At 49.6% G+C, this 23,951-nt stretch carries 18 protein-coding genes and 1 riboswitch; of the genes, 16 read left to right on the forward strand and 2 right to left on the reverse strand.

Going from position 1 to position 23,951, the window contains the following annotated elements; genetic code table 11:
• Positions 1 to 20: 20 nt before the first annotated feature.
• Positions 21 to 965, reverse strand: a complete 945-nt coding sequence (locus AC0YN4_RS12575; RefSeq protein WP_475835921.1) for an aminoglycoside phosphotransferase family protein — start codon at positions 963 to 965, stop codon at positions 21 to 23.
• A 520-nt stretch (positions 966 to 1,485) separates the two neighbouring features.
• Between AC0YN4_RS12575 and AC0YN4_RS12580 the strand changes: the two genes are divergently transcribed.
• From AC0YN4_RS12580 to AC0YN4_RS12650, 15 genes are all read left to right on the forward strand, one after another.
• Entirely contained in the window at positions 1,486 to 2,733 is a 1,248-nt protein-coding gene (locus AC0YN4_RS12580; protein ID WP_475781798.1) for a Bcr/CflA family efflux MFS transporter, read from the forward strand.
• A gap of 204 nt (positions 2,734 to 2,937) precedes the next feature.
• On the forward strand, positions 2,938 to 5,010 hold the full coding sequence (locus AC0YN4_RS12585) for a methyl-accepting chemotaxis protein (protein ID WP_475835922.1): 2,073 nt from the start codon (positions 2,938 to 2,940) through the stop codon (positions 5,008 to 5,010).
• Positions 5,011 to 5,062: 52 nt separating this feature from the next.
• Positions 5,063 to 5,173, forward strand: a riboswitch (TPP riboswitch).
• 72 nt (positions 5,174 to 5,245) lie between these two features.
• The gene (locus AC0YN4_RS12590; RefSeq protein WP_475835923.1) at positions 5,246 to 6,535 is read left to right on the forward strand and encodes an acetylornithine deacetylase; all 1,290 of its coding nucleotides are present in this window, start codon (positions 5,246 to 5,248) and stop codon (positions 6,533 to 6,535) included.
• A gap of 30 nt (positions 6,536 to 6,565) precedes the next feature.
• Positions 6,566 to 7,237, forward strand: coding sequence for a thiaminase II (gene tenA, locus AC0YN4_RS12595; protein WP_475835924.1), 672 nt, complete (start codon positions 6,566 to 6,568; stop codon positions 7,235 to 7,237).
• A complete protein-coding gene (locus AC0YN4_RS12600) occupies positions 7,225 to 8,058 on the forward strand; it encodes an ABC transporter ATP-binding protein (protein WP_475835925.1) in 834 nt (277 codons plus the stop codon). The genes tenA and AC0YN4_RS12600 overlap by 13 nt, the downstream gene beginning before the upstream one ends.
• Positions 8,055 to 8,807, forward strand: a complete 753-nt coding sequence (locus tag AC0YN4_RS12605) for an ABC transporter permease (protein ID WP_475835926.1) — start codon at positions 8,055 to 8,057, stop codon at positions 8,805 to 8,807. Before AC0YN4_RS12600 ends, AC0YN4_RS12605 begins: the two co-directional genes overlap by 4 nt.
• 13 nt (positions 8,808 to 8,820) lie before the next feature.
• Positions 8,821 to 9,828: an ABC transporter substrate-binding protein gene (locus AC0YN4_RS12610; RefSeq protein WP_475835927.1), complete on the forward strand. Its 1,008-nt coding sequence runs from the start codon at positions 8,821 to 8,823 to the stop codon at positions 9,826 to 9,828.
• 19 nt (positions 9,829 to 9,847) lie between these two features.
• The gene (locus AC0YN4_RS12615) at positions 9,848 to 10,861 is read left to right on the forward strand and encodes a ThiF family adenylyltransferase (RefSeq protein WP_475781805.1); all 1,014 of its coding nucleotides are present in this window, start codon (positions 9,848 to 9,850) and stop codon (positions 10,859 to 10,861) included.
• An 18-nt stretch (positions 10,862 to 10,879) separates the two neighbouring features.
• Positions 10,880 to 11,497, forward strand: coding sequence for a thiamine phosphate synthase (gene thiE, locus AC0YN4_RS12620; RefSeq protein WP_475835928.1), 618 nt, complete (start codon positions 10,880 to 10,882; stop codon positions 11,495 to 11,497).
• 14 nt (positions 11,498 to 11,511) lie between these two features.
• Positions 11,512 to 11,709, forward strand: a complete 198-nt coding sequence (thiS, locus tag AC0YN4_RS12625; RefSeq protein WP_475835929.1) for a sulfur carrier protein ThiS — start codon at positions 11,512 to 11,514, stop codon at positions 11,707 to 11,709.
• Positions 11,710 to 11,718: 9 nt separating this feature from the next.
• Positions 11,719 to 12,498, forward strand: coding sequence for a thiazole synthase (locus AC0YN4_RS12630; RefSeq protein WP_090985733.1), 780 nt, complete (start codon positions 11,719 to 11,721; stop codon positions 12,496 to 12,498).
• Positions 12,499 to 12,540: 42 nt separating this feature from the next.
• Positions 12,541 to 13,653 (forward strand): glycine oxidase ThiO, encoded by a 1,113-nt coding sequence (gene thiO / locus AC0YN4_RS12635; RefSeq protein WP_475781808.1) that lies wholly within the window; start codon positions 12,541 to 12,543, stop codon positions 13,651 to 13,653.
• Positions 13,654 to 13,864: 211 nt separating this feature from the next.
• Complete coding sequence (locus AC0YN4_RS12640; protein ID WP_475835930.1) at positions 13,865 to 18,925, forward strand: S-layer homology domain-containing protein; 5,061 nt, start codon at positions 13,865 to 13,867, stop codon at positions 18,923 to 18,925.
• Between the two features lie 80 nt (positions 18,926 to 19,005).
• Positions 19,006 to 20,106: a peptidylprolyl isomerase gene (locus tag AC0YN4_RS12645; RefSeq protein ID WP_475835931.1), complete on the forward strand. Its 1,101-nt coding sequence runs from the start codon at positions 19,006 to 19,008 to the stop codon at positions 20,104 to 20,106.
• Positions 20,107 to 20,218: 112 nt separating this feature from the next.
• Positions 20,219 to 21,130, forward strand: coding sequence for an exopolyphosphatase (locus tag AC0YN4_RS12650; RefSeq protein ID WP_475835932.1), 912 nt, complete (start codon positions 20,219 to 20,221; stop codon positions 21,128 to 21,130).
• Between the two features lie 327 nt (positions 21,131 to 21,457).
• Here the strand turns inward: AC0YN4_RS12650 and AC0YN4_RS12655 are convergent, their stop codons facing one another.
• Positions 21,458 to 22,750: a homocysteine synthase gene (locus AC0YN4_RS12655; RefSeq protein ID WP_475781812.1), complete on the reverse strand. Its 1,293-nt coding sequence runs from the start codon at positions 22,748 to 22,750 to the stop codon at positions 21,458 to 21,460.
• A gap of 87 nt (positions 22,751 to 22,837) precedes the next feature.
• Between AC0YN4_RS12655 and AC0YN4_RS12660 the strand changes: the two genes are divergently transcribed.
• Positions 22,838 to 23,944, forward strand: coding sequence for a winged helix DNA-binding domain-containing protein (locus tag AC0YN4_RS12660; RefSeq protein WP_475781813.1), 1,107 nt, complete (start codon positions 22,838 to 22,840; stop codon positions 23,942 to 23,944).
• Positions 23,945 to 23,951: the final 7 nt, after the last annotated feature.

Below are 23,951 nucleotides of genomic sequence, written 5' to 3' on the forward strand. Positions count from 1 at the left end.
GCGGCGTTCCTCGGTACGAGTTAAGATTCGTTTCTATTCTTGAAATCAGTAAGCACTTCATCAATAATTCGTTTTGCGACGGAGGCAAATACAGGGTTGGTGTCCTTGTAATACGGCAATGCGAACAAGCCCATCGACAATGCATAGCCGCGGCCCCGAGCCCAGGTTGCGTCATCCGGCTGCAGCACAGCACGGAATCTAGGCCGCGTTGCATCGGTGAGGATACTCCAAGCAAACAGCATGTCGCATGCGGGATCGCCTAAGCCCATACAGCCAAAGTCGATAACGGCGCTAATGCAGCCATTCTCTATGAGTACGTTCCCTGCGTGAATGTCACCGTGAATCCAGACACCGGCTCCTTGCCAATCGGGTACTCCAAGAGCTTCTTCCCAGGCCAGTGTTGCCGCGCGTTGATCAATCATACCTTCGAGTTCTGTGATGGCTTTGCGAACACCGGTATCTCTCGGTGCTAACGACATGCCTCGTGAGGATGCCGGAGGTGTAACCTCGCTGCCAAGGTCGATACGCTGCATGGCGCCGACGAACTGCGCGATATCAGCTGCAGCTTGACCCAAATCGTCAATTCTCCCGACAATGGCATCCGCTCCCTTAAACCATCGATAGACAGCCCACTGCCAGGGATAACCTTCGGCAGGGACCCCAATAGCGAGCGGGGCAGGAATGGGAAGCGGCAGATGTGGAGCAAGTTTTGGCAGCCAATACTGCTCCAATTCAGCTTGACCAGTTGCCCAATCAATGCGAGGCATTCGAACGGCTAAATCCTCGCCAAGCAGATAAATCGCGTTGTCCGTTCCGCTGGACTGTATCCGAGTAAGCGGAAGCTCCGCCCACTCCGGGAATTGCTCCTCGAGTAACCGTTTCACCAGCGAGGACTCAATTTCCACTTCGTTATTGTGCATTTTGACAGGTTTTGAAGCGGGTTTTAATCGATCTATATTTGTCATAGAACCTCCTGAAAGTGTTGTGCGTTATGGCTGTGCCTTCCAATAGTTGTATGGTTTTCATTGCAATCACGCTCGCTCTCGAATAGGATGAATTTATTGTATGAGAATTTTTTACTTGTGGCAAGGTTGGATGAGCTGACGAACCGTACGGCGCTTATTTGTCCATTAATGACTCCGAAATAATTCTAACGAACCGTAGGGGTTCTATTTGTCGGTTTTTGCGTAGTTGCTATTTAGCCGATTATATCCAAATAACGCCTCTACGATTCGTCAGAATCTCGAAGCACCGAAATTCAGCCGAATAACGCCTCTGCGGTTCGTTAGATTGTCACCGCATGCAAAATGCAAGTGCCAGTCCTGAAATAAGCCAACCCGTGATGAAAGGTTGGCTTATTTTGTGTGCTCGCGTTTGTTGTCGGCATCCGTACAGTTGTGATAGGATGAGAAACAGACTCTCAGCTCGGAATCGAGCCAATAAGAGTCTTGGATTTGGATAGAAGAATAGGAGATTTGCTTGATTATGACGAACAAGAACAGTCGGAACGTGTTTAGATTAGCGATGCTGCTCGGTATATTCTCGACACTCGGGCCTTTTACGATCGATATGTATTTACCTGCTTTCCCCGAGATTGTGAAGCAATTCGATACGACAGCTTCACTGGTACAACTCAGCTTAACCGCTTGTTTACTCGGACTCGGCATCGGCCAACTGGTCATGGGTTCGCTCAGCGATGTATATGGCAGACGTAATCCCCTGCTGATCGCCATGGCTGCTTATGTTGCCGCTTCGTTAGCTTGCGCAATCTCGCCTACTATCGGGTTGTTGATCGCATTCCGGTTCGTGCAAGGGTTCGCCGCAGCGGCTGGCATTGTAATATCCCGTGCGATCGCACGCGACCTGTACAGCGGTCATGAACTTACGAAGTTTTTCTCGATGCTCTTGCTGGTCGGTAATTTAGGTCCGCTCGTGGCACCGGTTTCCGGCAGCGGTGTTCTTTCTTTCACGACGTGGATCGGGGTATTTATTGCACTGGCACTACTTGGAATCTATCTATTAATCATGACCAAATGGGGACTGCAGGAGACGCTGCCATCTGATCTTCGCAGGCCCAGCAATTTCGTGGAGCAGCTGCGGAACTATGGATCGCTCCTGCAAGATCGCCAGTTTCTCGGCTATATGCTTGCACAGGGCATCATGATTGCAGGGGTTTTCGCCTATGTTTCGGGTACGCCATTTATTTATCAAAATATCTATGGGGCCTCGCCGACCGTATTCGCTCTATTATTTGCATCGAACGGCATTAGCTTAATCATCGGATCCCAGCTGGTTGGACGGATGTCGCATCGCGTATCCGAACAGGCCTTTCTGTTATTCGGCCTTGGGCTTGCCTTACTGGCAAGTGTCACCGTATTAATTGTCGGCATCGTCCATGGACCGCTCGTCGCGTTGGTAATTCCGCTGTTTATGTTCGTAGCGGCTATTGGCATCACATCAACGGCAGCATTCCCGCTTGCTATGGAGAGCCAGGGGCATATGGCGGGCAGTGCGGCTGCGCTGCTTGGCGTTGTTCCCTTCTTACTTGGAGCGGTTGTCTCCCCGCTTGTCGGTATCGCAGGAGAAGACACCGCCGTTCCGCTAGGCGTCATTATATTATTGACAAGCCTCACCGCGTTGCTGGCTTATTACCTTCTGGTAAGAAGAAGCCCGCGTACAGCAGCTCACGTTAGCGGCATGGGAGTAAACGGAAGTGAACAGCTTTGCGAGTAGCTGGCTAAGCGGTGTAGTTTGCTGATGATGTATACATTATTTTGCAATTTGTGCACGAAATTTAGGAAAATAGTCTTGTTTGACATCCATATTTTAGTATAATAGACAGACAAACATTCGTGTTTACTAAACCTCTTATTTATTAAGAGGTTTTTTATTAGGTTTGCGAGATTATACATCGATGAACAAGAAGGGACATCCTAGATGAAAACCGTCAAAACAAAGATTATGATTGCCATTATTATGTGCTCGGTTGTCGCAGTACTGGTTGTTGGATTAATCGGAATCAATACAGCCAATCAAATGCTGAAGCATTCCTCCGACGAGGCGGCCAAACTGAACGTCGATTCCAATGCGAAGAGCTTGAATCTTACGATTGAGGCGATCGAGCAGTCGGTGAACGGACTTGCTGTCTCGGCCCTCTCGATGCTGGATGATGTACAGAAATTTAAGACAGACGCTGGTTACGTGAAGGATCTTCAAGAGAAAATCAGACCCTTGGCCGAACAATTCTCGCAAAATACCGAAGGCGCCATGGCGTTCTATATCCGGTTCAATCCGGATTTCACCGCTCCTACATCGGGACTGTTCCATGCGGATTCGGACGGCGATGGCAAGATCGAACAATTGACGCCTACGGATTTCAGTCAGTATGATCCGACTGATCTCGCTCATGTGGGATGGTATTATATCCCGGTGAACGCTGGCAAACCGGTGTGGCTTGATCCTTATATGAACGAGAACATCAACGTCGAAATGATCAGTTATGTGGTACCGATCTTCAAAGAAGGCGAGTCCATCGGTATCGTAGGCATGGATATTAACTTTAACTTATTTACAGATATCGTCAGCAGCATCAAGCCTTATGCGAATAGCTATGGCGCGTTGCTTAATGCGAATCTTGATTTCCTCATTCATCCGCAATTAAAGCAAACCGATAATATGGCGAAGATTCATGCGAATTTAGCGGAACAGATCAAGAAGCAAGAACTTGGAGTCACGACGGTGCAAGAAAACAACGAAGACAAGATGATCTCTTATGCAAGGTTGTCCAACGGGCAAACGCTGCTGATTGATTCTTCGAAAAGCGATATTTATAGCGATGTGTTCACGCTCACAAAGCGTATTATGATCGTACTAATCTGTGTAGCTGTTATAGCCGCCTTAGTCGCCTATTGGATGGGCAGCAGAATTTCAAAGCCGCTGAAGACTCTTATTCTCGATATGAGGCGTGTAAAGGAAGGCGATTTTACGGTTCGGACATCGATTGGCAACAAGTACGAAATCGGTGAGATTGGATCGAATTTCAATAGTATGGTGGAAGAGCTGGAGAACCTCACGAGAAACATTCGCACGGTATCCGGACATATTCATTCATCATCTCGTTCTCTTGCTTCCGTAGCTGAGGAGGTAACGGCATCTTCAGAGGAAGTTTCGGCATCCTTGCACGAGATTGCCCAAGGCAATAAAATGCAATCGTATTCGATCGAGAAGAGCTCTGAAATATCCGCGAATCTATCCGATAAATTCAAGCAGCTTTACGACAATACAAACGTCATTCTTCAAGTCGTGGACGGTATGCAGGCCAGTAACGAGAATGGTATGTCGTTGATGAAAGATTTGAACGCCATCAATCAAGATAACGGGCAAGCGATAAACAACATCGAGCGGGAAATCTTCAATCTGAATGACAAAACGCAAAACATCAGCACGATCATCGAGCAATTATCCCATATCGCGAATCAGACGAATTTGCTGGCGCTCAATGCCTCAATAGAATCAGCGAGAGCGGGCGAGGCAGGAAAAGGTTTTGCTGTTGTGGCAAGTGAAGTGAGGAAACTGGCAGAGCAGTCACGCAAATCGACGGAAGATATTAGTGAGATCATCCTGAATGTGCAGTCGGACGCGAGCCATACGGTCGGCGCGATGAAGCAAGTGAAGGAGAGAACGTTGGAGCAATCTGAAGCCGTTCACCAGTTAAGTCAGGCATTCGGCATGCTGTCGGGCACAATCAATCAGATTACGGAAATTCTTCAAACGAACGGAGCGTTCATTACCGAAGTGTCCGGCGATTCCAGTCAATTGGCCGGTGAGGTTCATGAGATGTCGTCCATTTCCGAGGAGAGCGCTGCATCCTCCGAGCAAGTATCAGATACGATGGCAGAACAGGTGAAAGGCTTCGGGAAAGTTGTCGAAGAGGCAGATGCGCTCAATCAATTGTGTACGACGCTGAATGAACTCGTGAAGAGATTTCATGTGAACGAATCTCGGACTTGATTTAACTTTTGTTGTCAATTACAGCTTTATGAGCTATAGTGAGGATAATTTCATATTGAAGTACGGGTGCTGGATGGAGTCTGGCTGAGATAGGGAACGTTATTTCCCTGACCGTTAATCTGAACCAGGTAATGCTGGCGTAGAGAACGTATCGAATCCAAACCATTCGTATATTCTCGAATGGTTTTTTTCTATGGTTCATGCCTGCTTTCCTACGGAAAGGAGAACATAGGTAATGAGAGATTCCATCATTTCGCAATTGCAGCAGCAGGTAGAGGAGCGACAGGGTGAACTGTTTGCTTTGCTCGCCGAGTTGATCGCATTCCCAACAGTCAGCCCGCCTGCGCGAAACACGTTAGATGCGCAGCGGTTCTTGGAGGACTATCTTCGAGCGAATGGATTTGAGACGGAATTATGGGAGGTTTATCCCGGCGATCCGAACGTTACGGCGATCAAACGCGGTACGCAGCGGGAGACGCATCAAAGCCTGCTGCTGAACGGACACATGGATGTAGCCGAGGTTGGAGATAGCAGCGAGTGGCACGAAGCCCCCTTCCGGCTGACCTTGAAGGATGGCAGAGCCTACGGCAGGGGAACTGCGGATATGAAAGGCGGGCTTGCCGCTCTTCTATTCGCCGTGAAGCTGTTGACCGAAGCCGGAGTAGAGCTGCGAGGCGATCTGCTGTTTCATTCCGTTATTGGGGAAGAGGCAGGCGAAGCCGGGACGCGTGCTTGCATGGAACGCGGATATACGGCGGATTTTGCCGTTGTGGCGGATACTAGCGCAATGGCTATTCAAGGACAAGGCGGCGTCATCACCGGCTGGGTGACGATTCAAAGTCCGGTTACCTACCATGATGGCATGCGAGCACGCATGATTCATGCAGGCGGCGGCATTCAAGGGGCTAGCGCGATCGAGAAGATGGCCAAACTGATTACAGGGCTGCAAGAGTTAGAGCGACACTGGGCTGTGACCAAATCCTATCCCGGTTTTCCGGCCGGTTCGAATACGATTAATCCTGCCGTTATTGAAGGGGGTCGCCATGCGGCCTTCATCGCAGATAAGTGTGCCTTGTGGATGACGGTTCATTTTTATCCGAATGAAGATTATGAAACGGTTGCCGCTGAGGTGGAGGAGCATTTGCTTGCCATCGCGCAAGCCGATCCATGGCTGAGGAACAATCCGCCTACTTTCCGTTGGGGCGGTCGGTCTATGATTGAGGAACGCGGCGAAATATTCCCCTCTCTGGAGCTGGACACAGAGAGCGAGGGGCTGAAGACATTGTTCGCGGGCCACCAACGAGTGATGGGCACTGAACCCCAGATGGGCATGAGTCCAACCGTAACGGATGCAGGCTGGATCGGACGTGCAGGAATCAAGACGGTTATCTACGGTCCGGGTGAACTTGCGCATGCGCATGGCGTTAATGAAAGCACAGCTATGAAGGAACTCGTGGATTACGTCAAAGTCATGATTGGCTTCATTGCGGAATGGTGTAATCGGAGAAAGCACGGCGACAAGTGACGGAATAGGTAAGAGGATGGAGGAAAACCAGTGAGTCGTTTTAGTGAAAGACTGTACCGTTCAGCGCATGAGATTTGGGTCAAGAGCCATCAGCATCCGTTTCTGACGGAATTGCGGGAAGGGACGCTTGATCCGCAGCGCTTTATCTATTATTTGAAGCAAGATTATGTCTATCTGATCGATTATGCCAAACTGTTCGCCATGGGCAGCATGAAGGCCAGAGATATGGAAACGATGGTAAAGTTCGCAGAATTGCTGCATTCCACGCTTCATATCGAGATGGAACTCCACCGGGGTTACGCAGCGCGTTTCGGCGTCACGCGAGAGGAGCTGGAGCAGACGCGTCCTGCGCCGACTACGGTTGCCTATACCAAATATTTGCTGGATGTCGCTGCACAGGGCTCCCTCGCAGAAGTGGTGGCCGCGCTGCTGCCATGCATGTGGAGTTACCAGGAGATTGGGGCAACCTTTATGAAAATTCCGGCCGCCTTGGATCATCCGCTTTATCGGGAGTGGATCTTGATGTACGGTTCCGAGGAATTCGAGGCCTTAACCCTATGGTGCATTGGTTTAATGGATCGTTTGGCAGAAGGCCAGCCTGAGGCGGAGCTTGCACAGCTGGAGGAGCGTTTCCTCGTTGCATCCAAGCTTGAGTATATGTTCTGGGATATGGCCTATCGACAAGAGGAGTGGCCGGTTTGAGCACAAACATAGAGGCGGGCGGTCAGCAAGCCGCGTTAGCGGTACGCGGGCTCAGCTTTTCTTTTCCGCAGGAATCACCATTATTCGAATCGCTCAGCTTCACGATTAAACAAGGCGAGTTTGTTAGCATCCTGGCGGCAAGCGGGATCGGCAAAACAACGCTGTTCCGGCTGTTGTCCGGACTGCTTGCTCCTACAGCGGGCACGATTGCTATAGGCGCAGCAGGCGACTCCGCGACAGCAGCAACGAAGCTTGGGAAGATCGGCTACATGCCGCAGAAGGACTGCCTTCTCCCATGGAGATCCGTGCTCGATAATGCTGCAATTGGCTTGGAGCTGCGCGGAACATCGAAGCGGGAAGCCCGTCGCCAAGTCGTAGAGCTGCTGCCGGGTTTAGGGCTGGAAGGGACGGAAAACAAATTCCCGCATGAGTTATCCGGCGGTATGCGTCAGCGCGTATCGTTTCTGCGCTCCTTACTGGGCGGAGGGGAGCTGTTCCTGCTGGATGAACCCTTCAGCGCCTTGGATGCCATGACGCGGATCAGCATGCAGGAGTGGCTGCTGCAAGTTTGGGAGCAGCACCGCAAGACGATTCTATTCATCACGCATGACGTTGATGAGGCGCTGCTCCTATCGGATCGGGTACTCGTTGCTGCGCAATCACCTATCACGACGCTTCGTGAGCTCAACGTCAATTTGCCTCGCCCTCGCGGCTATGAAGCGGCGCTGGATGAAACGTTCATCAAGTTGAAGCGACAGCTGCTGGATTGGATTGGTTTCGGTGTCGGTGTCGGCCGCTCGGATGGAGGAAATAGGTCATGAAACGAAGCATAATCGCTAATGTGCCTGTCCTAGTATTCATCCTGCTGCTTGCTTTGCTTTGGGAAGTCGGAACGAGGGTCATGAACATCCCGCATTACATCATTCCAAGGTTATCGGATGTGTTCGTCTCCATGTGGGAGAACAAACAGCTGCTGGGGAAACATTTTGGCGTCACGCTGGGAGAGTCTCTGCTCGGGCTGGGCATTTCCGTCCTGTTCGGAACGCTGGCTGCCGCTTGGATTGAAAGCTCCGGTTTAGCGAAGAAGACGATTTACCCGCTTATTGTCGGCTCCCAAACCATTCCGATTATCGCTTTATCGCCAATCATGGTCATGTGGTTCGGTTATGAGATATGGAGCAAGATTGCCGTGGTCGTCTTGTTCACGTTCTTCCCGCTTGCTGTGAATACAGCAGATGGGCTTCGCTCGGCAGATCCCGATATCGGGGAGCTGATGCGGACAATGGGGGCTAGCAAACGCGATCTCCTCACGAAGTGGAAGATTCCCTCTGCACTTCCGGGATTCTTCACGGGGCTGAAGATGGCAGCGGCGATCAGTGTTGGCGGCGCAACGCTTGGGGAATGGCTCGGCGGCGAAAGCGGTCTCGGGATGTACACGAAGCGGGCATCCAATATGCTGCGCGGTGAAGCCGTGTTCTCAGGGGTGCTTTTGCTATCGGCTATGGGAATTATCCTGTTCCTCGCGGTTCAATGGTTAGAGCGAGCTTGCCTTGGTCATCGCAGAAGTTAAGTGAAAAGGAGAAATGACAGTGAATTTACGTGTATGGTCGAGAAACACCTGGAAGACTGCAGCTCTTGCATTGGTTTTATTGGTAGTTGCAGGTTGTGGGTCCAATAAGCAGGCAGCTAATGGGGAAACGGAAATTACGGTACTGCTCGATTGGTATCCGAATGCCGTGCATACGTTCCTGTATGCGGCACAAGAGCAGGGATACTTTAAAGAGGCTGGTTTGAAAGTGAATCTGCAAACGCCGGCGGACACGAACGATGCGCTGAAGCTGGTGGCAACCGGTAAAGCGGATCTGGCGCTGAGCTATCAAATGCAGGTGGCGATCTCACGTTCCGAAGGGATTCCGATCGTGTCTGTCGGCGCAATCGTTCGACATCCGCTCAATCAATTGCTAGTGCTCGATTCGCCCGAGATTCGCAGTCCCAAGGATCTGGTCGGCCGAAAAATCGGTTACCCTTCCATCCCGCTCGATGAAGCGATTGTCAATACGATGGTGAAGTCAGACGGCGGCGACCCGTCGAAGCTGTCCTATACAGATGTTGGCTGGGATCTGATTCCGGCGATGACGACGAAGAAGGTCGATGCGATTATCGGCGGATATGTGAATCACGAGAAGCTGTTATTGGAGAAAGAGGGCGAGAAGCTGACGGCCTTCGATCCTTCCAAATACGGCGTGCCGGATTACTATGAGCTGGTACTTACCGCAAGTGAAGAAGGGCTGAACAGTAAGCGTGATGCCATTAAGAAATTCATAGAGGCAGCGGGCAAAGGGCAGGCCTATACGGCAAGCCATCCGGATGAAGCGCTGCAGCTGCTGCTGGATGAGCAGAGCGCAGACTTCCCGCTGGATGCTGCTGTAGAGAAACAAAGCTTAGCGATCTTGCTGCCCTTGATGGATGCAGGGGCAGAGCCTTTTGCCAGTCAGTCGGAGCAATCATGGAACGACGTGATTACGTGGCTGACCGAGCAAGGTCAGATCTCGAAGAGCGTGAAGGCAGCAGAAGCATTCCGCAATTTGTAAGGCGAGGAGAGTCGGACAGGTGAATGAACGATATTCAAGGCAGATGCTGTTTGCGCCAATCGGAGAAGCCGGTCAGCAGAAGCTGAAGGACAGTGCGGTCTTGATTGTCGGCATGGGCGCGCTGGGCACGGTGCTGGCTAACCATATGGTAAGAGCCGGTGTAGGTCTGGTGCGGTTCGTGGACCGGGATTATGTGGAGCAGAGCAATTTGCAGCGGCAAATGTTATTCGATGAGGACGATGTTCGGCAAGGCTATCCCAAGGTCATCGCTGCCGAGAAGAAACTGCGCAAGATCAACTCCGATGTCAGGCTCGAAGCGATTGTGGCCGATGTCACCGTTCATAATATAGAATCCCTCCTAGAGGGAATCGATTTGGTTCTGGATGGGACGGATAATTTCCAAACCAGATTTCTGCTCAATGATGCATGCTTTAAGATGGGCATTCCCTTCACGTATGGCGGTGCGGTCAGCTCGCGAGGGATGAGCGCGATTCTGGTTCCGGGAAGCACGCCTTGCTTGCGCTGCTTCATCCAATCTGCCGATGCCAGCGGGCAAACTTGCGATACGATCGGCGTCATTGCGCCTGTCGTCGATATTGTCGCTTCCTATCAAGCCGTAGAAGCGATGAAGTATTTGGTCGGAGCGCATGACAAACGCAGAAACAGTCTGGTTACCTTTGATCTGTGGGCCAATCACGCCTACGATATGAAGCTTGGCGAACCACGGAGCAACTGTCCCTGCTGCCAATTAAAGCAATATCCCGCTCTGGATAAGGCTGAGCAAGATTCGGCAATCTCCTTGTGCGGACGAGAAACGGTGCAAATGGCCGGGAACGGTCCTATTGATCTGGAGGTATGGCGAGCGCGACTTGCGCCAGCGGTGGTAGAGGTGAGCGTGAATGCTTATTTGCTTCGAGCCGAGCTGCCGGAGGGAGAGAGACTTGTCTTGTTTCCGGATGGTCGCGTATTCGTGCAGGGAACGGATGATTTGGTTCGCGCGAAGATTTTGTATGCCCGCTATATCGGATCTTAATAGGGAGGGACTAGTAGAATGAAAGAGTTTCGTTTATATGCGATTACAGGAGAGCAATTCCACCCCGGACGTGACATGATCGAAGTCATGGAGGAAGCGATTCTCGGCGGCGTGGATATCATTCAGCTGCGGGATAAAACGAGCGGTAAACCAGAGCTGCTGCAGAAAGCGCAGGCGCTTCGGGAGCTTACTCGGAAGCATGGCGTTACGTTTATCGTGAACGACCACATCGATGTTGCGATGGAGGTCGATGCGGATGGCATCCATCTGGGCCAGGATGATGTGCCGCTTCATGAAGCAAGACGAATCGTGGGCAGCAAAATCATCGGCATCTCCACGCATAAGCTCGAAGAAGCGCTTCAGGCGGAACGTGATGGTGCAGATTATATCGGCGTTGGTCCTGTTTTCGCTACGAAGACGAAAGTCGATGTGGTTGATCCGGTTGGAGTATCGTATGTACGTGAGGTTGCGGCGAACGTGCGAATTCCTTTTGTAGCCATTGGCGGCATTAAACTTGGCAACGTAGATGAAGTACTTGCCGCAGGCGCGACACGCATTTGTGTAGTTAGCGGAATTGTCGGAAGCAGCGATGTGCGCGGGACTTGTGAAGCGTTCCTCGAGAAGCTGAATAAATAGGGGGTGGTGTGCTTATGGTGCTTGTAATCAATGGTCAGAAGCAGGAACTGGAAGCCCGGACGATTCAGGATGTCATTATCCATTATGGATTAGCCGGCAAACCGATCGTGGTTGAGGCGGACGGCGCTGTGCTTACTGCCGCACAATGGGAGACCGTGGCGGTTCGACAAGACATGCAAATCGAGCTTGTTCATTTTGTCGGAGGAGGTTGAAGTAAACGGATGAAGCAGGATGTATTCAAGATTGGCGGCCGTGAATTATCTTCTCGTTTCTTTATCGGTACAGGACTTTTCCCTAATCCCTATGTGCAAATGGAAGCGATCAAAGCCTCGGGTGCTCAGGTGCTGACCTTTGCTATTCGGCGCATTAACTTAGAATCCACTGAGGACGATTCTATTCTGCAGCATGTGCAGGATGGTGAATATATCTATCTACCGAATACGTCCGGTGCAAGGACAGCGGACGAAGCGGTTCGAATCGCCCGATTGGCGCGCGCATCCGGCCTGAGCGACTGGATCAAAGTCGAGATTAGCGCGAATGAACGGACACTGCTGCCGGACCCGATTGAAACGTTGAAAGCGACGGAAATCCTCGTGAAAGAAGGGTTTACGGTGCTTCCGTATATTACGGATGATCCAATCATGTGCAAAAGACTTGAAGAAGCGGGAGCGGCGGCAGTAATGCCCGGCGCAGCCCCAATCGGTACGGGACTTGGCATTCTGAATCCCTATCATTTAAGTCTGATCGTTGAAGATGCCCAAGTACCGATCATCGTGGATGCCGGACTTGGTTCGGTGAGCGATGTCGCGCAAGCGATGGAGCTTGGCGTATCGGCAGTCCTTATGAACACCCCAGTTGCCAAAGCCAGAAATCCTGTCGGCATGGCGCAAGCGATGCGAATGGGCATTGAAGCAGGTCGTCTTGCTTATCTATCCGGTCGGATTGAGAAGAAACGGTATGCGTCGGCAAGCAGCGGTTTGGATGCGTTTAAATTGAAATAATGGCGAACTAGTGAGCGAGTACTTGGGAGAGTTGGTCTGGAAATGAAAGAGAGCATTGTGGTCATGGGAGGCGGAGTCATCGGATTATCCTGTGCATACGAGTTACAGCAGCGGGGTTATCAGGTTACGGTGCTGGAAATCAATCGCTGCGGAGGCCAGGCGTCCGGAGCGGCCGCGGGCATGCTGGCGCCGTATTCCGAGAATGTAGAGGGTTCCGATGCTTTTTTCCGCTTTTGCCTGGAAAGTCTACAGCTTTATCCCGATTGGCAGGCCGGTGTGAAGGAGATTTCCGGGCAAACCTTCGAATACACGAACTCAGGCAGTCTCTATATTGCGTACCATGATGCGGATTTGCTGGCACTGGAAGGTAGACTCTTATGGCAGCGTCAGTACGGTTCCTCCGGCAGCATAGTGGAAGGGGATGCGTTGCTGCGTCTTGAGCCTCATCTGTCAACGAATGTAAGAGCTGCGCTGCATACACCGGAGGAGAGTCATCTCTATGCCCCTCATTATGTCAAAGCGCTGGAGCAAGCTTGCCGATTGCTGGGCGTTTGTATCCATGAGAATCTCGAGCAGCTTAGCGTAGTTGAGTGGGAGAGCGAGATACGTATTCAATCTGCCGATGGACGTCTGTTCAGCGGAGATCGATTGCTGGTGTGCTCGGGGGTATGGGCGCAAGAGCTCTCCGATACGTTTGGCATTCAAATTCCCGTGTACCCGATTCGCGGTCAAATTTGTGCATATGAAGTTGAAGCGAAGCCGGTTCAGCATATGGTCTTCGGCAATCAGGGCTATCTGGTGGGCAAAGAAAACGGGACCGTCGTATGCGGTGCTTCCGAGGATGTTGCCGGCTTCGATACTTCCGTTACGGCCAAGGGGATCGAGCGTCTTACGAGATGGAACAAGAAGGTGTTCCCGTTTCTGGGAGAGAGAGAGCCGTTTCATCGCTGGGCCGGCTTGCGCCCCTCCACGCAGGATGGGCTTCCGCTAATCGGTGCAGTCGACGCTGCTAAGCGAGTGGTGTTTGCGGTTGGGCATTATCGCAATGGCATTCTGCTTAGTCCTGCGACCGCCAAGCTGGCAGCGGATTGGATCGAAGGGAAGAGGGCGGCATCGCCGGACTATGATGCGTTCTTGCCGGGGCGGTTTTCCTAGAAGAGAAAAGGATTCTATAATCATACAAGGCAAGGCTTTCACATTCATTTGTGGAGTCTTGCCTTTTCTTATATTCATTCATCGAACTGTTCATCATTCTCGTCATATAAACGTTATTGGTGTCATGCTGATTCGTAGTTAAAATACGGGATTCAACTATATGATTAATAGGCTAATCGTTCACATTTCAATTAAAGGGGAGATTATTTGAATGGTAAGGTTTAAAAAGGTCATCGCTTTATTCTGTATTCTTACTCTGGTTGCATCATTAATCAGTATAAGTCCAGTGGCAGCCGGTGCATCGTCTCTAAATTCCTACTATGTGGATGCAATAAACGGAAATGATAATAATAGTGGATTGAGTCCAGGTCAGGCTTGGAAGACGTTAAACAAGGTAAACGGTACGGATTTCGTGCCCGGCGATCAGATTTTGTTCAAAGCAGGAGACATCTGGAATGGCCATTTAACCATAGATGACTCCGGATATGGTGCAAACCGCATTACGTTCGACAAATTCGGTGAAGGTCCGAATCCGATTATTGCGGGTGGAGGCGTGCCGAAAACGATTTTTGTCAAAAATGCGGAATATGTAACCATCAAAAATCTTGAAATAACGAATGATGCGCCTGAAAACGATCACCGTTATGGCATTTTCGTATCCAATGATACAGGCAGAACATTAAGAAGCTTACACTTTGAGAGCTTAGATATCCATAATGTGAAAGGTAATTATGCAGGCAGCTTGCGTTTCTGGTCAGCTGCGATCGGCTTTAATGCTTATAAAAGCAATTCATCTTATGATGACTTTCTGATCGCGGACAGCCATATCTACGATAATGAGAGCCATGGCATACAAAGCGATGGAGATGAAGCTGTCAAAGATCATACTTTTTTTACGAACGTAGTAATAAGAAATAACTTTTTTGAAAGAAATGGAAACGGAGATATCGTTGTCGGTCTCTGCGACTCTCCTCTGATTGAGTATAACACTTCCTACGATCAGGGCGGCGGTTTCGAAGGTTACGGCTATACCGTTTCCATGTGGGAATGGCTCAGCAAGAATGCGGTCTTCCAAAATAACGAAGTCGCCTACACGAATCATGACCCGCTGCAAGATAACGATGACGGGGATTCGCAGGCTTTCGATGCCGACATCGCGACGGTTGACCGAGTTACGTTCCAGTACAATTACAGCCATGACAACGCGGGCGGTTTTCTGCTGGTCATGGGCAATTCCCAGGAGAACTATAAAGGCGCGACCGTGCGATACAACGTGAGTTTCAACGACCATAAAACCAACGTTAACGAAAATACGACCTTATCGATTAATCACGCGGGTTCAGAGGGATCGTTTATCTACAATAACGTGTTCTACAATAACATCGAAGATGAAGGTATCCATATCAAGTCGCTCGCAACGGATACGGCTAAAATTTATTATCAGAACAATATTTTCTATGCGAACGCAGCTTCGACCTATCCTTCCGCTTCTGATTCCAATAACGTGTTTGACTATAACGGCTACTTTGGAACCGGAAATATTGCGCCGGTTGAAGACTCGCACGCCATCACGGCGGATCCGAAATTTGCCGACCCGATACCGGCGGTTCCTACGGATGGCATGGAAGGCGCGGACGTATTCAAGTTGAGCTCGGATTCCCCGTATATTAACGCGGGAACAGTCATTGCGGATAATGGCGGCAGAGATTTCTGGGGCAATACGCTCTATAAAGGCGCTCCCGATATTGGAGCTCATGAATTCGGCAGTCCCAAAGCAACGGCGGTGACCGTATCGCCTAAGCCGTTAGTTATCCCTGATGCGGTAGATCCGGCTATTCACGCCGGAAGTTGGTCCTTGAAGGCCGTTTCTACAGACACAGCTTCAAACAGTGAATTGAAGCAAACCCTTACAGGCATTCAACCGAAACAGGCTTACGAGGCAAAGGTTTGGGTGAAAGGCGCGGGCGGATATACGTTATCGGTCAGCGATGGAACTACCGTAATCGATGATATATCCTTTGAAGCTTCAAGTGAGTGGACTCAAATTCAGTTGCCTGTGAATAGCGGAAATGCCAGCGCGCTGGTTTATGCGCTGACAGAGACAGGAGGGACAGCAGGAACTGCGTACTTCGACGATGCTTATCTGGGAGTCGCGGACGGAGCGAATTTGCTCGAAAACAGCAGTTTTGAATATGGTAACAGGCCGTGGACAATAGGAGATGTGTTCTCGCTGTACCATACAATTGCACCCACAAATCCTGATGATCCGACGCCGGAACCTGAGCCGGAGCTTCCGACAACGGCGGAACAAGTGAATGATGATTTCGACGGCAGCAGTTTGAACGCAAGGTGGAAGTGGATTTCAGAAGATCCGTTGAAATGGAGTCTGTCCTCGAATCCGGGAAAAATGAATATCGCGAGCAGCGGCGGGGATGTCGATTCGACTAAAAACGTATTGCTCCAATGGGCGCCTAAAGGCGATTTTACGATCGAAACCAAAGTATCCGCCATTCCGACGGCGGATTGGGAGCAGACAGGTTTATTGGTTTATATCGATGGTGCCAACCACATTAAACTTAACCGAGTCCATGACGGCGAACTGAAATTCCAGTTTGGGTATAAGCAAGCCGGCGTATGGAATAGCGGTACTTACACGAATATCAACGATACCGATGATGATAATCCCGACTATTACCTGAAGCTGGAGAAAAGAGGCGCAACCTATACGGGGTACTACTCGCAAGATGGTACAGCTTATACCAAGATAGGCAGCTATACCGTATACTTCCCCGGTAATAAACGGATTGGTCTGTATAACTGCAATGGAACCAACGTCATTGCCGATTTCGATTATTTCCGCATGACAAGCTTGGATGCCAATGCAGGCGAACCGACAGCGCCGCCGACAACACCTCCGCCGGTACCTAACGAAGCGCACAGCGGCGATTACGCGATCAAAGTCGACAACAACTCGGCTGGAAGTGCCTGGAAGTCTATGGGGTACAGCAATTTAGCGGTTACGCCGAATACCAACGTGGTATTCAAGGCATGGGTGAAAGGAAGCGGAGGCGTTAAAGTCGTCATAGCCAACGCGGATTGGTCTACACTTGCCGAGAAGGACTTACCCGCAACGGGCGAATGGAAAGAAGTAAGCAGTGAGATTAATACCGGATCTAATAATGTTATGCATGTCATGCTCAAAACGACGGATTCCTCCACTACGATGTTTATCGATGATGTTTTCTTTGGAACGTCGGGCGGGGAGAACGGCATCGAGAACTCCGACTTTGAAGACGGGTCTGGCCCTTGGTGGGAAGTGACCGGGCCTTTCTCCCTGGAGGAGAAAACGCCGCCTCCGCCTACTGACTATGTGCACAGCGGATCAAAAGCAATCAAAGTCGATAATAACTCGGCTGCCAGTGCCTGGAAGTCTATAGGGAACAGTAATATTGCGGTTACGCCGAATACCGATATGGTATTTAAGGCATGGGTGAAAGGAAGCGGAAATTTTAAAGTCGTCTTATTCAATGCGGATTGGAGTCTATTAGACGAGAGAGATATATCTGCAAACGACGAATGGAAAGAAGTAAGTAGCGGTGAGTTCAATACCGGAGCTAATGCCGCGATGCATGTCATGCTCAAAACGACAGATACATTTAGTACGATGTTCATCGATGATGTTTTCTTAGGAACATCCGGCGGGGAGAACGTCATTTCGAATGCCAGCTTTGAAAAAGGGGCGCTCCCTTGGAAGGATGTGACCGGGCCATTCTCCCTTGTTGAAGTCATCGATCCATTTAGTAAGCCTGCGTTTTATTCGTTGAGGGACAAATCGATACGAGAAAACAACCCGCTGTTGTTCACGATTCATGCAGCGGATAAGAATGGAGATTCTTTGACCTATAGTGCGGAGAATCTGCCTGCAGGTGCCGCATTCCATGCTTCATCCCGTATTTTCAGCTGGACGCCTACGTATTCGCAAGCAGGCGTGTACACGGTTACGTTTCATGTAACCGATGGAACAAGCACCGTTTCTGAAGATGTACAAATCAGCGTGCTTGACGGACCAACGCCGCCAACGATACCGTCAACGACACCAACGACACCGACACCGTCCCCGCAGCCCGGGACCGTGAAGATTGCAGCGATTCCTGACGGTAACGGTAAAGCTGTCGTCGATGTGAAGGCAAATGAGATTCAGGCAGCTATACTTGACGCGAAAGCCTCTATTGTAGACATTATCGTTGAAGGAGCAGCATCGGCCAAAGCGGTAATCGTTAATCTGTCCGGCGACTCCATTCAAACCGCGCTCGACAATAAGATTAAGCAGTTCAATATCAATACCGGGCTTGCCGTGATCTCGATATCGACGGAACTGTTGAAGAAGCAAGACGGAGCCTCCGGAAATGTTCAACTTTCGGTCACGAATGTCGATTCCCAGGCGCTATCAGAAGAAGTAAAAGCAGCTGTTGGCAGTCACCCGGTCTATGACTTAAACCTCAGCGTCGACGGGAAGCAAATTAGCCAATTCGGGGATCAAGCCGTGACGGTGAAGCTGAACTACACGTTGAAGCCGGGAGAAGACCGGAATCAAATCATCATTTATTACCTGAATGATAACGGCAAGCCGGAAATCGTGAAGAACGGCAAATTCGATTCCGCGACCGGTCAAGTGACATTCAGTGCGACGCATTTCAGCAAATATGCAATTGCCTTTAACGAAGTAAGCTTTAACGACATTGCCAACGTATCCTGGGCGGAAGAAAGCATAGAAGCATTGGCAGCAAGAGGCATTATCCAAGGCATTGGGGGAGACAGCTTTAAACCCAATGATCAGCTGACAAGAGCAGCGTTTATTACGATGCTGATGAATGCCTTTGATTTCATCGACAGTAAGGCCACAACTTCTCTGACTGATGTGAAGAATGACACATGGTATTACGGTGCAATCGCATCGGCACAACAACTCGGTATCGTTAAAGGTAAACCAGACGGCAATTTTGGCGTTAATGATACGATTTCGAGGCAGGACATGGCAGTCATGATTTACAACGCAGGGTTATTGGTAAAAGCGAACTTTAAAGGTAACGGCGAGGCAGCTTCGTTCCAGGATCAATCCCAAATCGCGGCATACGCCGTAAACGCGGTAGAAGCTATTCAACAAGCCGGAATCATTAACGGAGTAGGAAATGGGAAATTCGCACCTCGGGATGTGGCAACAAGAGCACAGGCTGCTGTTGTCATTTGGAAAATGTTCACGATTGCGAAGTAACATCTCGGTAGTATGAAGACATTCATTCAAGAGATGGCTCTTTGACTCAAAGAGCCATCTCATGAAAGGAGGAAGTAGGCATGGGTAAGCGAGTTACGAAGAAGCGATTTCACTTCAAATTCAAACCTATGTTGGTAGTTATTGCGGCAATTGCAGTTTCCTTTACGACTTTTATAATCGTCGGTTATTCAAAGGATAACAATGGGGAGTCTAGTGTTGTAGCAACTGTGAACGATGAACCGATCACCGTGCAAGAATTAATGCCTAAACTCGTCAAGCATCGTTCTGAAGTATTGGCGTATTTTAAGAAGAAACACAACGTTGAACCCGGAGAAGATTTCTGGACAAGCAGCTTCGATGGAGAGATACCGGCAGAAATGCTAAAGAAGTTTGCTTTGGATGCGTGCATCTCGATTAAAGTTCAGCAGATCGCGGGACAAGAAAAGGGACTGGTTGAGGATATCAGCTACTCGCAATTTCTAGAAGATCTGAAGAACGAAAATGCAAGACGGGCAACGGCTATCGCAAACAAGAAAGTCATCTATGGTCCGCAGCAGTATACGGAAGATGTTTATTTTGCGAAATTGTTTACAGATATGACTCATCAGTTAATGGACAAAGTAAATGAACAACTTATCGTTTCGGAGGAAGATATCAAGCACTATTATGAGCAAGCTATAAATGAAAATAAGTATAAGAAAATAGAAAAAGTAAAGGTAGAGAAAATAGCTTTCCATTTTACAGCCGGAGATGATAAGAGTAAGACTGCTGCAAAGGAAATGGCTGAAAAAGTACGGAAGAAATTCGCTAACGGAGATTCATTAAATGAACTATCAGATTTGTATGGAAAGAAATCTGTAATTAATGTAGAATCCGGCGAACAGATATTTGATTCTACGACAAGTCATGAAGATTATATGCCCGCCACTCATGAATTTACCGAACAAGCGATTGGCTTATCTGTAGGGCAGGTGAGTGAGGTTTTCGAATACAACAAAGCTTATTATGTCGTGAAGTGTATCGAGAAATCGGATGAGGGATTCAATAAACTGGAGGAAGTTAATGATTCGATCGCTCAATTATTGAAAGATAAGAAGTATGCCTCTTACGTTGACGATTTGGTCAAGCATGCAACCGTTGTGATCGATAAAGAAGTATATAGAACGCTGAAGACAGCCTGATCCCACCTCGAAGTTAATCCCTATCATACAATCCTTGTACTCCTTCATAATAATGGTATGGGATAATAGTCCTATTAACAGACTGATAGATCTACTACACGGAGGGGTCAGGATGAGGCTAGTCACAAGATCAGATTTCGATGGGTTGGTTACGGCGGTTTTATTCCGAAAGCTAGGCATGATCGATGATATGAAGTTTGTACATCCCAAAGACATGCAGGATGGTTTAGTTGAGATTACGAGTAACGATATTTTGACGAATGTTCCTTTTATAGCAGGCTGCGGCTTATGGTTCGATCATCATGCCAGCGAGCTCAAGCGGTCACAGGAAGAGGGATTTACATACAAAGGCGAGATCAGAATTGCTGATAGCGCCGCAAGAGTCGTCTATGATTTCTATGGGGGACGAGATAAGTTCGGTTCGTTCTTCGATAGTATCATGGAAGGTGTAGACAAGGCGGATGCCGCAAAGTTTGGCAAAGAGGATATATTGAATCCGCAAGGCTGGGATTTACTCTCCTTTATTATGGACTCTCGCACGGGGCTTGGCCGCTATCGTGATTTCCGTATAAGCAATTACCAGCTGATGGAGAAGTTGGTTGGTCTATGTCTGGAACAATCGCTTGAAGAGATCATGCAGGATGAAGACGTGAAACAACGGGTGGAAAGGTATTTTGAACTGGATCTATTGTTCCGTGAGATGCTCGCTGCCCATACGCGCGTAGAAGGGAATGCGATCGTTACGGATCTCAGAGGTGTGGAAACCATCTATCCGGGCAATCGTTTCTTGGTGTACGCACTTCATCCGGAGCAGAATGTGTCGCTGTGGATCGTGGATGGATACCAGAAACAGAATTGCGCGATCGCTTGCGGACATAGCATCGTGAATCGCTCATGCAGTGTCCCGGTTGGCTATCTGATGCGGGAATTCGGTGGCGGCGGACATGAAGCTGCCGGAACTTGCCAAGTGCCGTACGAATCTGCGGATGAAGCCATCGAAGCTCTTATTAATCGATTTAATTGAGATTGAGATGGAACCCTTTGGAATGTATTCCAAAGGGTTTTGCTTTTATGAGTCGAACTCTTCTTTAATAGGAAAAAGTTGAAAGGAATCGACATGACTACCTCACCGGCGCGTATCAATTGTATGCAATGCCTCCATTACTATGTGACGTGGGACCCGAAGTTCCCCCGAGGCTGCAAAGCATTTAAGTTCAAAACGTCCACGATGCCAAGTGCTGCCGTTCTATCTTCATCCGGCAAGCCCTGCATGAACTTCGAGGCAAAACTGAAATAGGACACCGATCCGATGAGGATCGATGCCCTATAATAGCGTTTGAAAGCTGTGCGATTATTGCTGACTTGCTAGAATCGCCTGTTCCAAATCATGAAGAATATCGGAGATGCCTTCCGTTCCAATGGATAAGCGAATCATCCCCGGGGAAACGCCGGTTGCAATCTGCTCATCTTCCTTAAGCTGCGCATGTGTCGTGCTGGCCGGATGAATAATAAGCGACTTCGAATCCCCGACATTCGCCAAGTGAGAGAACAGCTTCACGTTCTCGATCACCTTTTTCCCTGCAGTCAAGCCGCCTTTAATACCGAACGTCAGAATAGCGCCTTGACCATTAGGCAGATACTTTTGCGCATTGTCATAGGACGGATGGCTCTGCAGGCCAGGGTAACTTACCCACTCGACAGCCTCATGTGCTTCAAGAAACTGAGCCGTTGCCAGTGCGTTAGAGGAATGACGCTCCATACGCAGATGCAGCGTTTCCAAGCCTTGCAGCAGCATGAAGGAGTTGAACGGAGAAATTGCAGCTCCCATATCACGCAGCAATTGCACACGTGCTTTAATAATATAAGCGATCGGTCCGACAGCATCCGTATACACGACTCCATTATAGCTAGGATCCGGTTCTGTCAGGCCTGGGAAGCGACCGCTGCCTTTCCAATCGAATTTACCGCCATCTACGATGATGCCGCCGATCGAAGTGCCATGTCCGCCAATAAACTTGGTCGCGGAATGAACGACAATATCCGCACCATGCTCAATCGGACGAAGCAAGTAGGGGCTAGGGAACGTGTTATCTACAATTAGAGGAAGACCGTTCTCATGGGCAATGGAGGCTACTGCTTCAATATCAAGCACATCCCCCTTAGGGTTGCCGATGGTTTCTGCGAAGATGGCCTTCGTTCTTTCATTAATGGCACTGCGGAAATTGTCCGGATTGCTTGGATCGACGAAATGAACCTTAATACCAAGCTTCGGCAATGTAGTGGAAAATAAATTATAAGTGCCGCCGTACAGACTTGCTGCGGAGACAATTTCATCTCCTGCTTCTGCAATATTAAGAATGGAGTATGTAATGGCAGCCATTCCCGAAGAAGTAGCTAATGCTGCAGGCGCGCCTTCGAGCGCGGCAATTCTTTTCTCGAATACATCTGTTGTGGGATTCATGATGCGCGTGTAGATGTTGCCGAACTCTTGAAGAGAGAATAAATTTGATGCATGCTCGGAATCGCGGAACCCATAAGAAGTCGTTTGGTAGAGCGGTACTGCACGTGACATCGTCGCGGGATCAATCTCTTGCCCTGCGTGTACAGCTAATGTTTCTAGGGAATAGTTGCGTTCTTCTGCCATTTCTACAATCATCCTCCTCAAATCTAGTTTCATATCTAGTTTCTCATAGTCTGATAGAAATTTCCATCTAAACAGGGGGCTTAAGACATGTCGATTACGGTTCCTGAGCTTGGAAAGCGCGCTTTGAACCGCGCATTGCTCGCGAGGCAAATGCTGCTGAAGCGCGTCAATCTGCCGGCACTGGATGCAATAGAGCGATTAGTCGGATTGCAAGCCCAAGCACCGAATTCGCCTTATTACGGTTTGTGGACGCGGCTCGAAGGTTTCCGGCAGGAAGAATTGAGCGAGCTTCTGCAAGAACGAAAGGCCGTTCGTATCGCGCTGATGCGCTCGACCATCCATTTGGTGTCTGCTCGCGATTGTTTGGCATTACGACCATGGGTACAAACCGTCCTTAACCGCGGATTAAAAGGTGCATACGGCAAACTTCTCACTGGTATAGATGAGAAGGAGCTTGCTGATGCAGGCCGTGCGCTGGTCGAGGAGCAACCGATGACCTCGAACGAGCTTGGTAAACGGCTTAGCGAGAAATGGCCGGACCGAGATCCCGAAGCCCTTGCAGCCGCAACTCGAAATTCAGTACCGCTTGTCCAATTGCCGCCACGCGGCCTTTGGGGTGAAAGCGGACAAGCTACACATACTTCTGCAGAAGCATGGTTAGGTCAGACTCTTTCTTCCGAACCGGAAATGGAGAAGATGATCCTCCGCTATCTGTCTGCCTTTGGCCCGGCTTCTGTGAAAGACATGCAGACGTGGTCGGGTTTAACGGGGCTGCGCAGTGAATTCGAGAAGCTCCGACCTAGACTCGTTAGCTTCCGTGACGAGCTGGGGAATGAGCTGTTCGATCTGCCGGATGCGCCGCGGCCTGATGCTGACAGTCCGTCCCCGCCTCGATTGCTGGGCGAGTTTGACAATATACTCTTGTCGCATGCTGATCGTACCCGGATTATCGATGATGCCTATCGTAATCGAGTATTTACGAAGAACGGCATCATCCGATCGGTTATCCTTGTTGACGGTTTTGTTAGCGGAATGTGGCATATGAATCGGGGAAGCGGAACGAGGACTGTATTAACCATTGAACCATTCAAGAAGCTTACTTCACAGGAAGGTGACGAATTAGCCGAAGAAGGAGCGCAACTGCTGAAATTCGTGGCTGGTGAGAATCAAGCCCATGAGATCCGGTTCAACTAATAGCTAG

The organism is Paenibacillus sp. J22R3, assembly GCF_056269305.1.

Coding starts and splice junctions, on each gene's coding strand:
- AC0YN4_RS12575 (WP_475835921.1), bottom strand. CDS start 965: ATGACAAATATAGATCGATTAAAACCCGCTTCAAAACCTGTCAAAATG.
- AC0YN4_RS12580 (WP_475781798.1), top strand. CDS start 1,486: ATGACGAACAAGAACAGTCGGAACGTGTTTAGATTAGCGATGCTGCTC.
- AC0YN4_RS12585 (WP_475835922.1), top strand. CDS start 2,938: ATGAAAACCGTCAAAACAAAGATTATGATTGCCATTATTATGTGCTCG.
- AC0YN4_RS12590 (WP_475835923.1), top strand. CDS start 5,246: ATGAGAGATTCCATCATTTCGCAATTGCAGCAGCAGGTAGAGGAGCGA.
- AC0YN4_RS12605 (WP_475835926.1), top strand. CDS start 8,055: ATGAAACGAAGCATAATCGCTAATGTGCCTGTCCTAGTATTCATCCTG.
- AC0YN4_RS12610 (WP_475835927.1), top strand. CDS start 8,821: ATGACAGTGAATTTACGTGTATGGTCGAGAAACACCTGGAAGACTGCA.
- thiE (WP_475835928.1), top strand. CDS start 10,880: ATGAAAGAGTTTCGTTTATATGCGATTACAGGAGAGCAATTCCACCCC.
- thiS (WP_475835929.1), top strand. CDS start 11,512: ATGGTGCTTGTAATCAATGGTCAGAAGCAGGAACTGGAAGCCCGGACG.
- AC0YN4_RS12630 (WP_090985733.1), top strand. CDS start 11,719: ATGAAGCAGGATGTATTCAAGATTGGCGGCCGTGAATTATCTTCTCGT.
- thiO (WP_475781808.1), top strand. CDS start 12,541: ATGAAAGAGAGCATTGTGGTCATGGGAGGCGGAGTCATCGGATTATCC.
- AC0YN4_RS12640 (WP_475835930.1), top strand. CDS start 13,865: ATGGTAAGGTTTAAAAAGGTCATCGCTTTATTCTGTATTCTTACTCTG.
- AC0YN4_RS12645 (WP_475835931.1), top strand. CDS start 19,006: ATGGGTAAGCGAGTTACGAAGAAGCGATTTCACTTCAAATTCAAACCT.
- AC0YN4_RS12650 (WP_475835932.1), top strand. CDS start 20,219: ATGAGGCTAGTCACAAGATCAGATTTCGATGGGTTGGTTACGGCGGTT.
- AC0YN4_RS12655 (WP_475781812.1), bottom strand. CDS start 22,750: ATGGCAGAAGAACGCAACTATTCCCTAGAAACATTAGCTGTACACGCA.
- AC0YN4_RS12660 (WP_475781813.1), top strand. CDS start 22,838: ATGTCGATTACGGTTCCTGAGCTTGGAAAGCGCGCTTTGAACCGCGCA.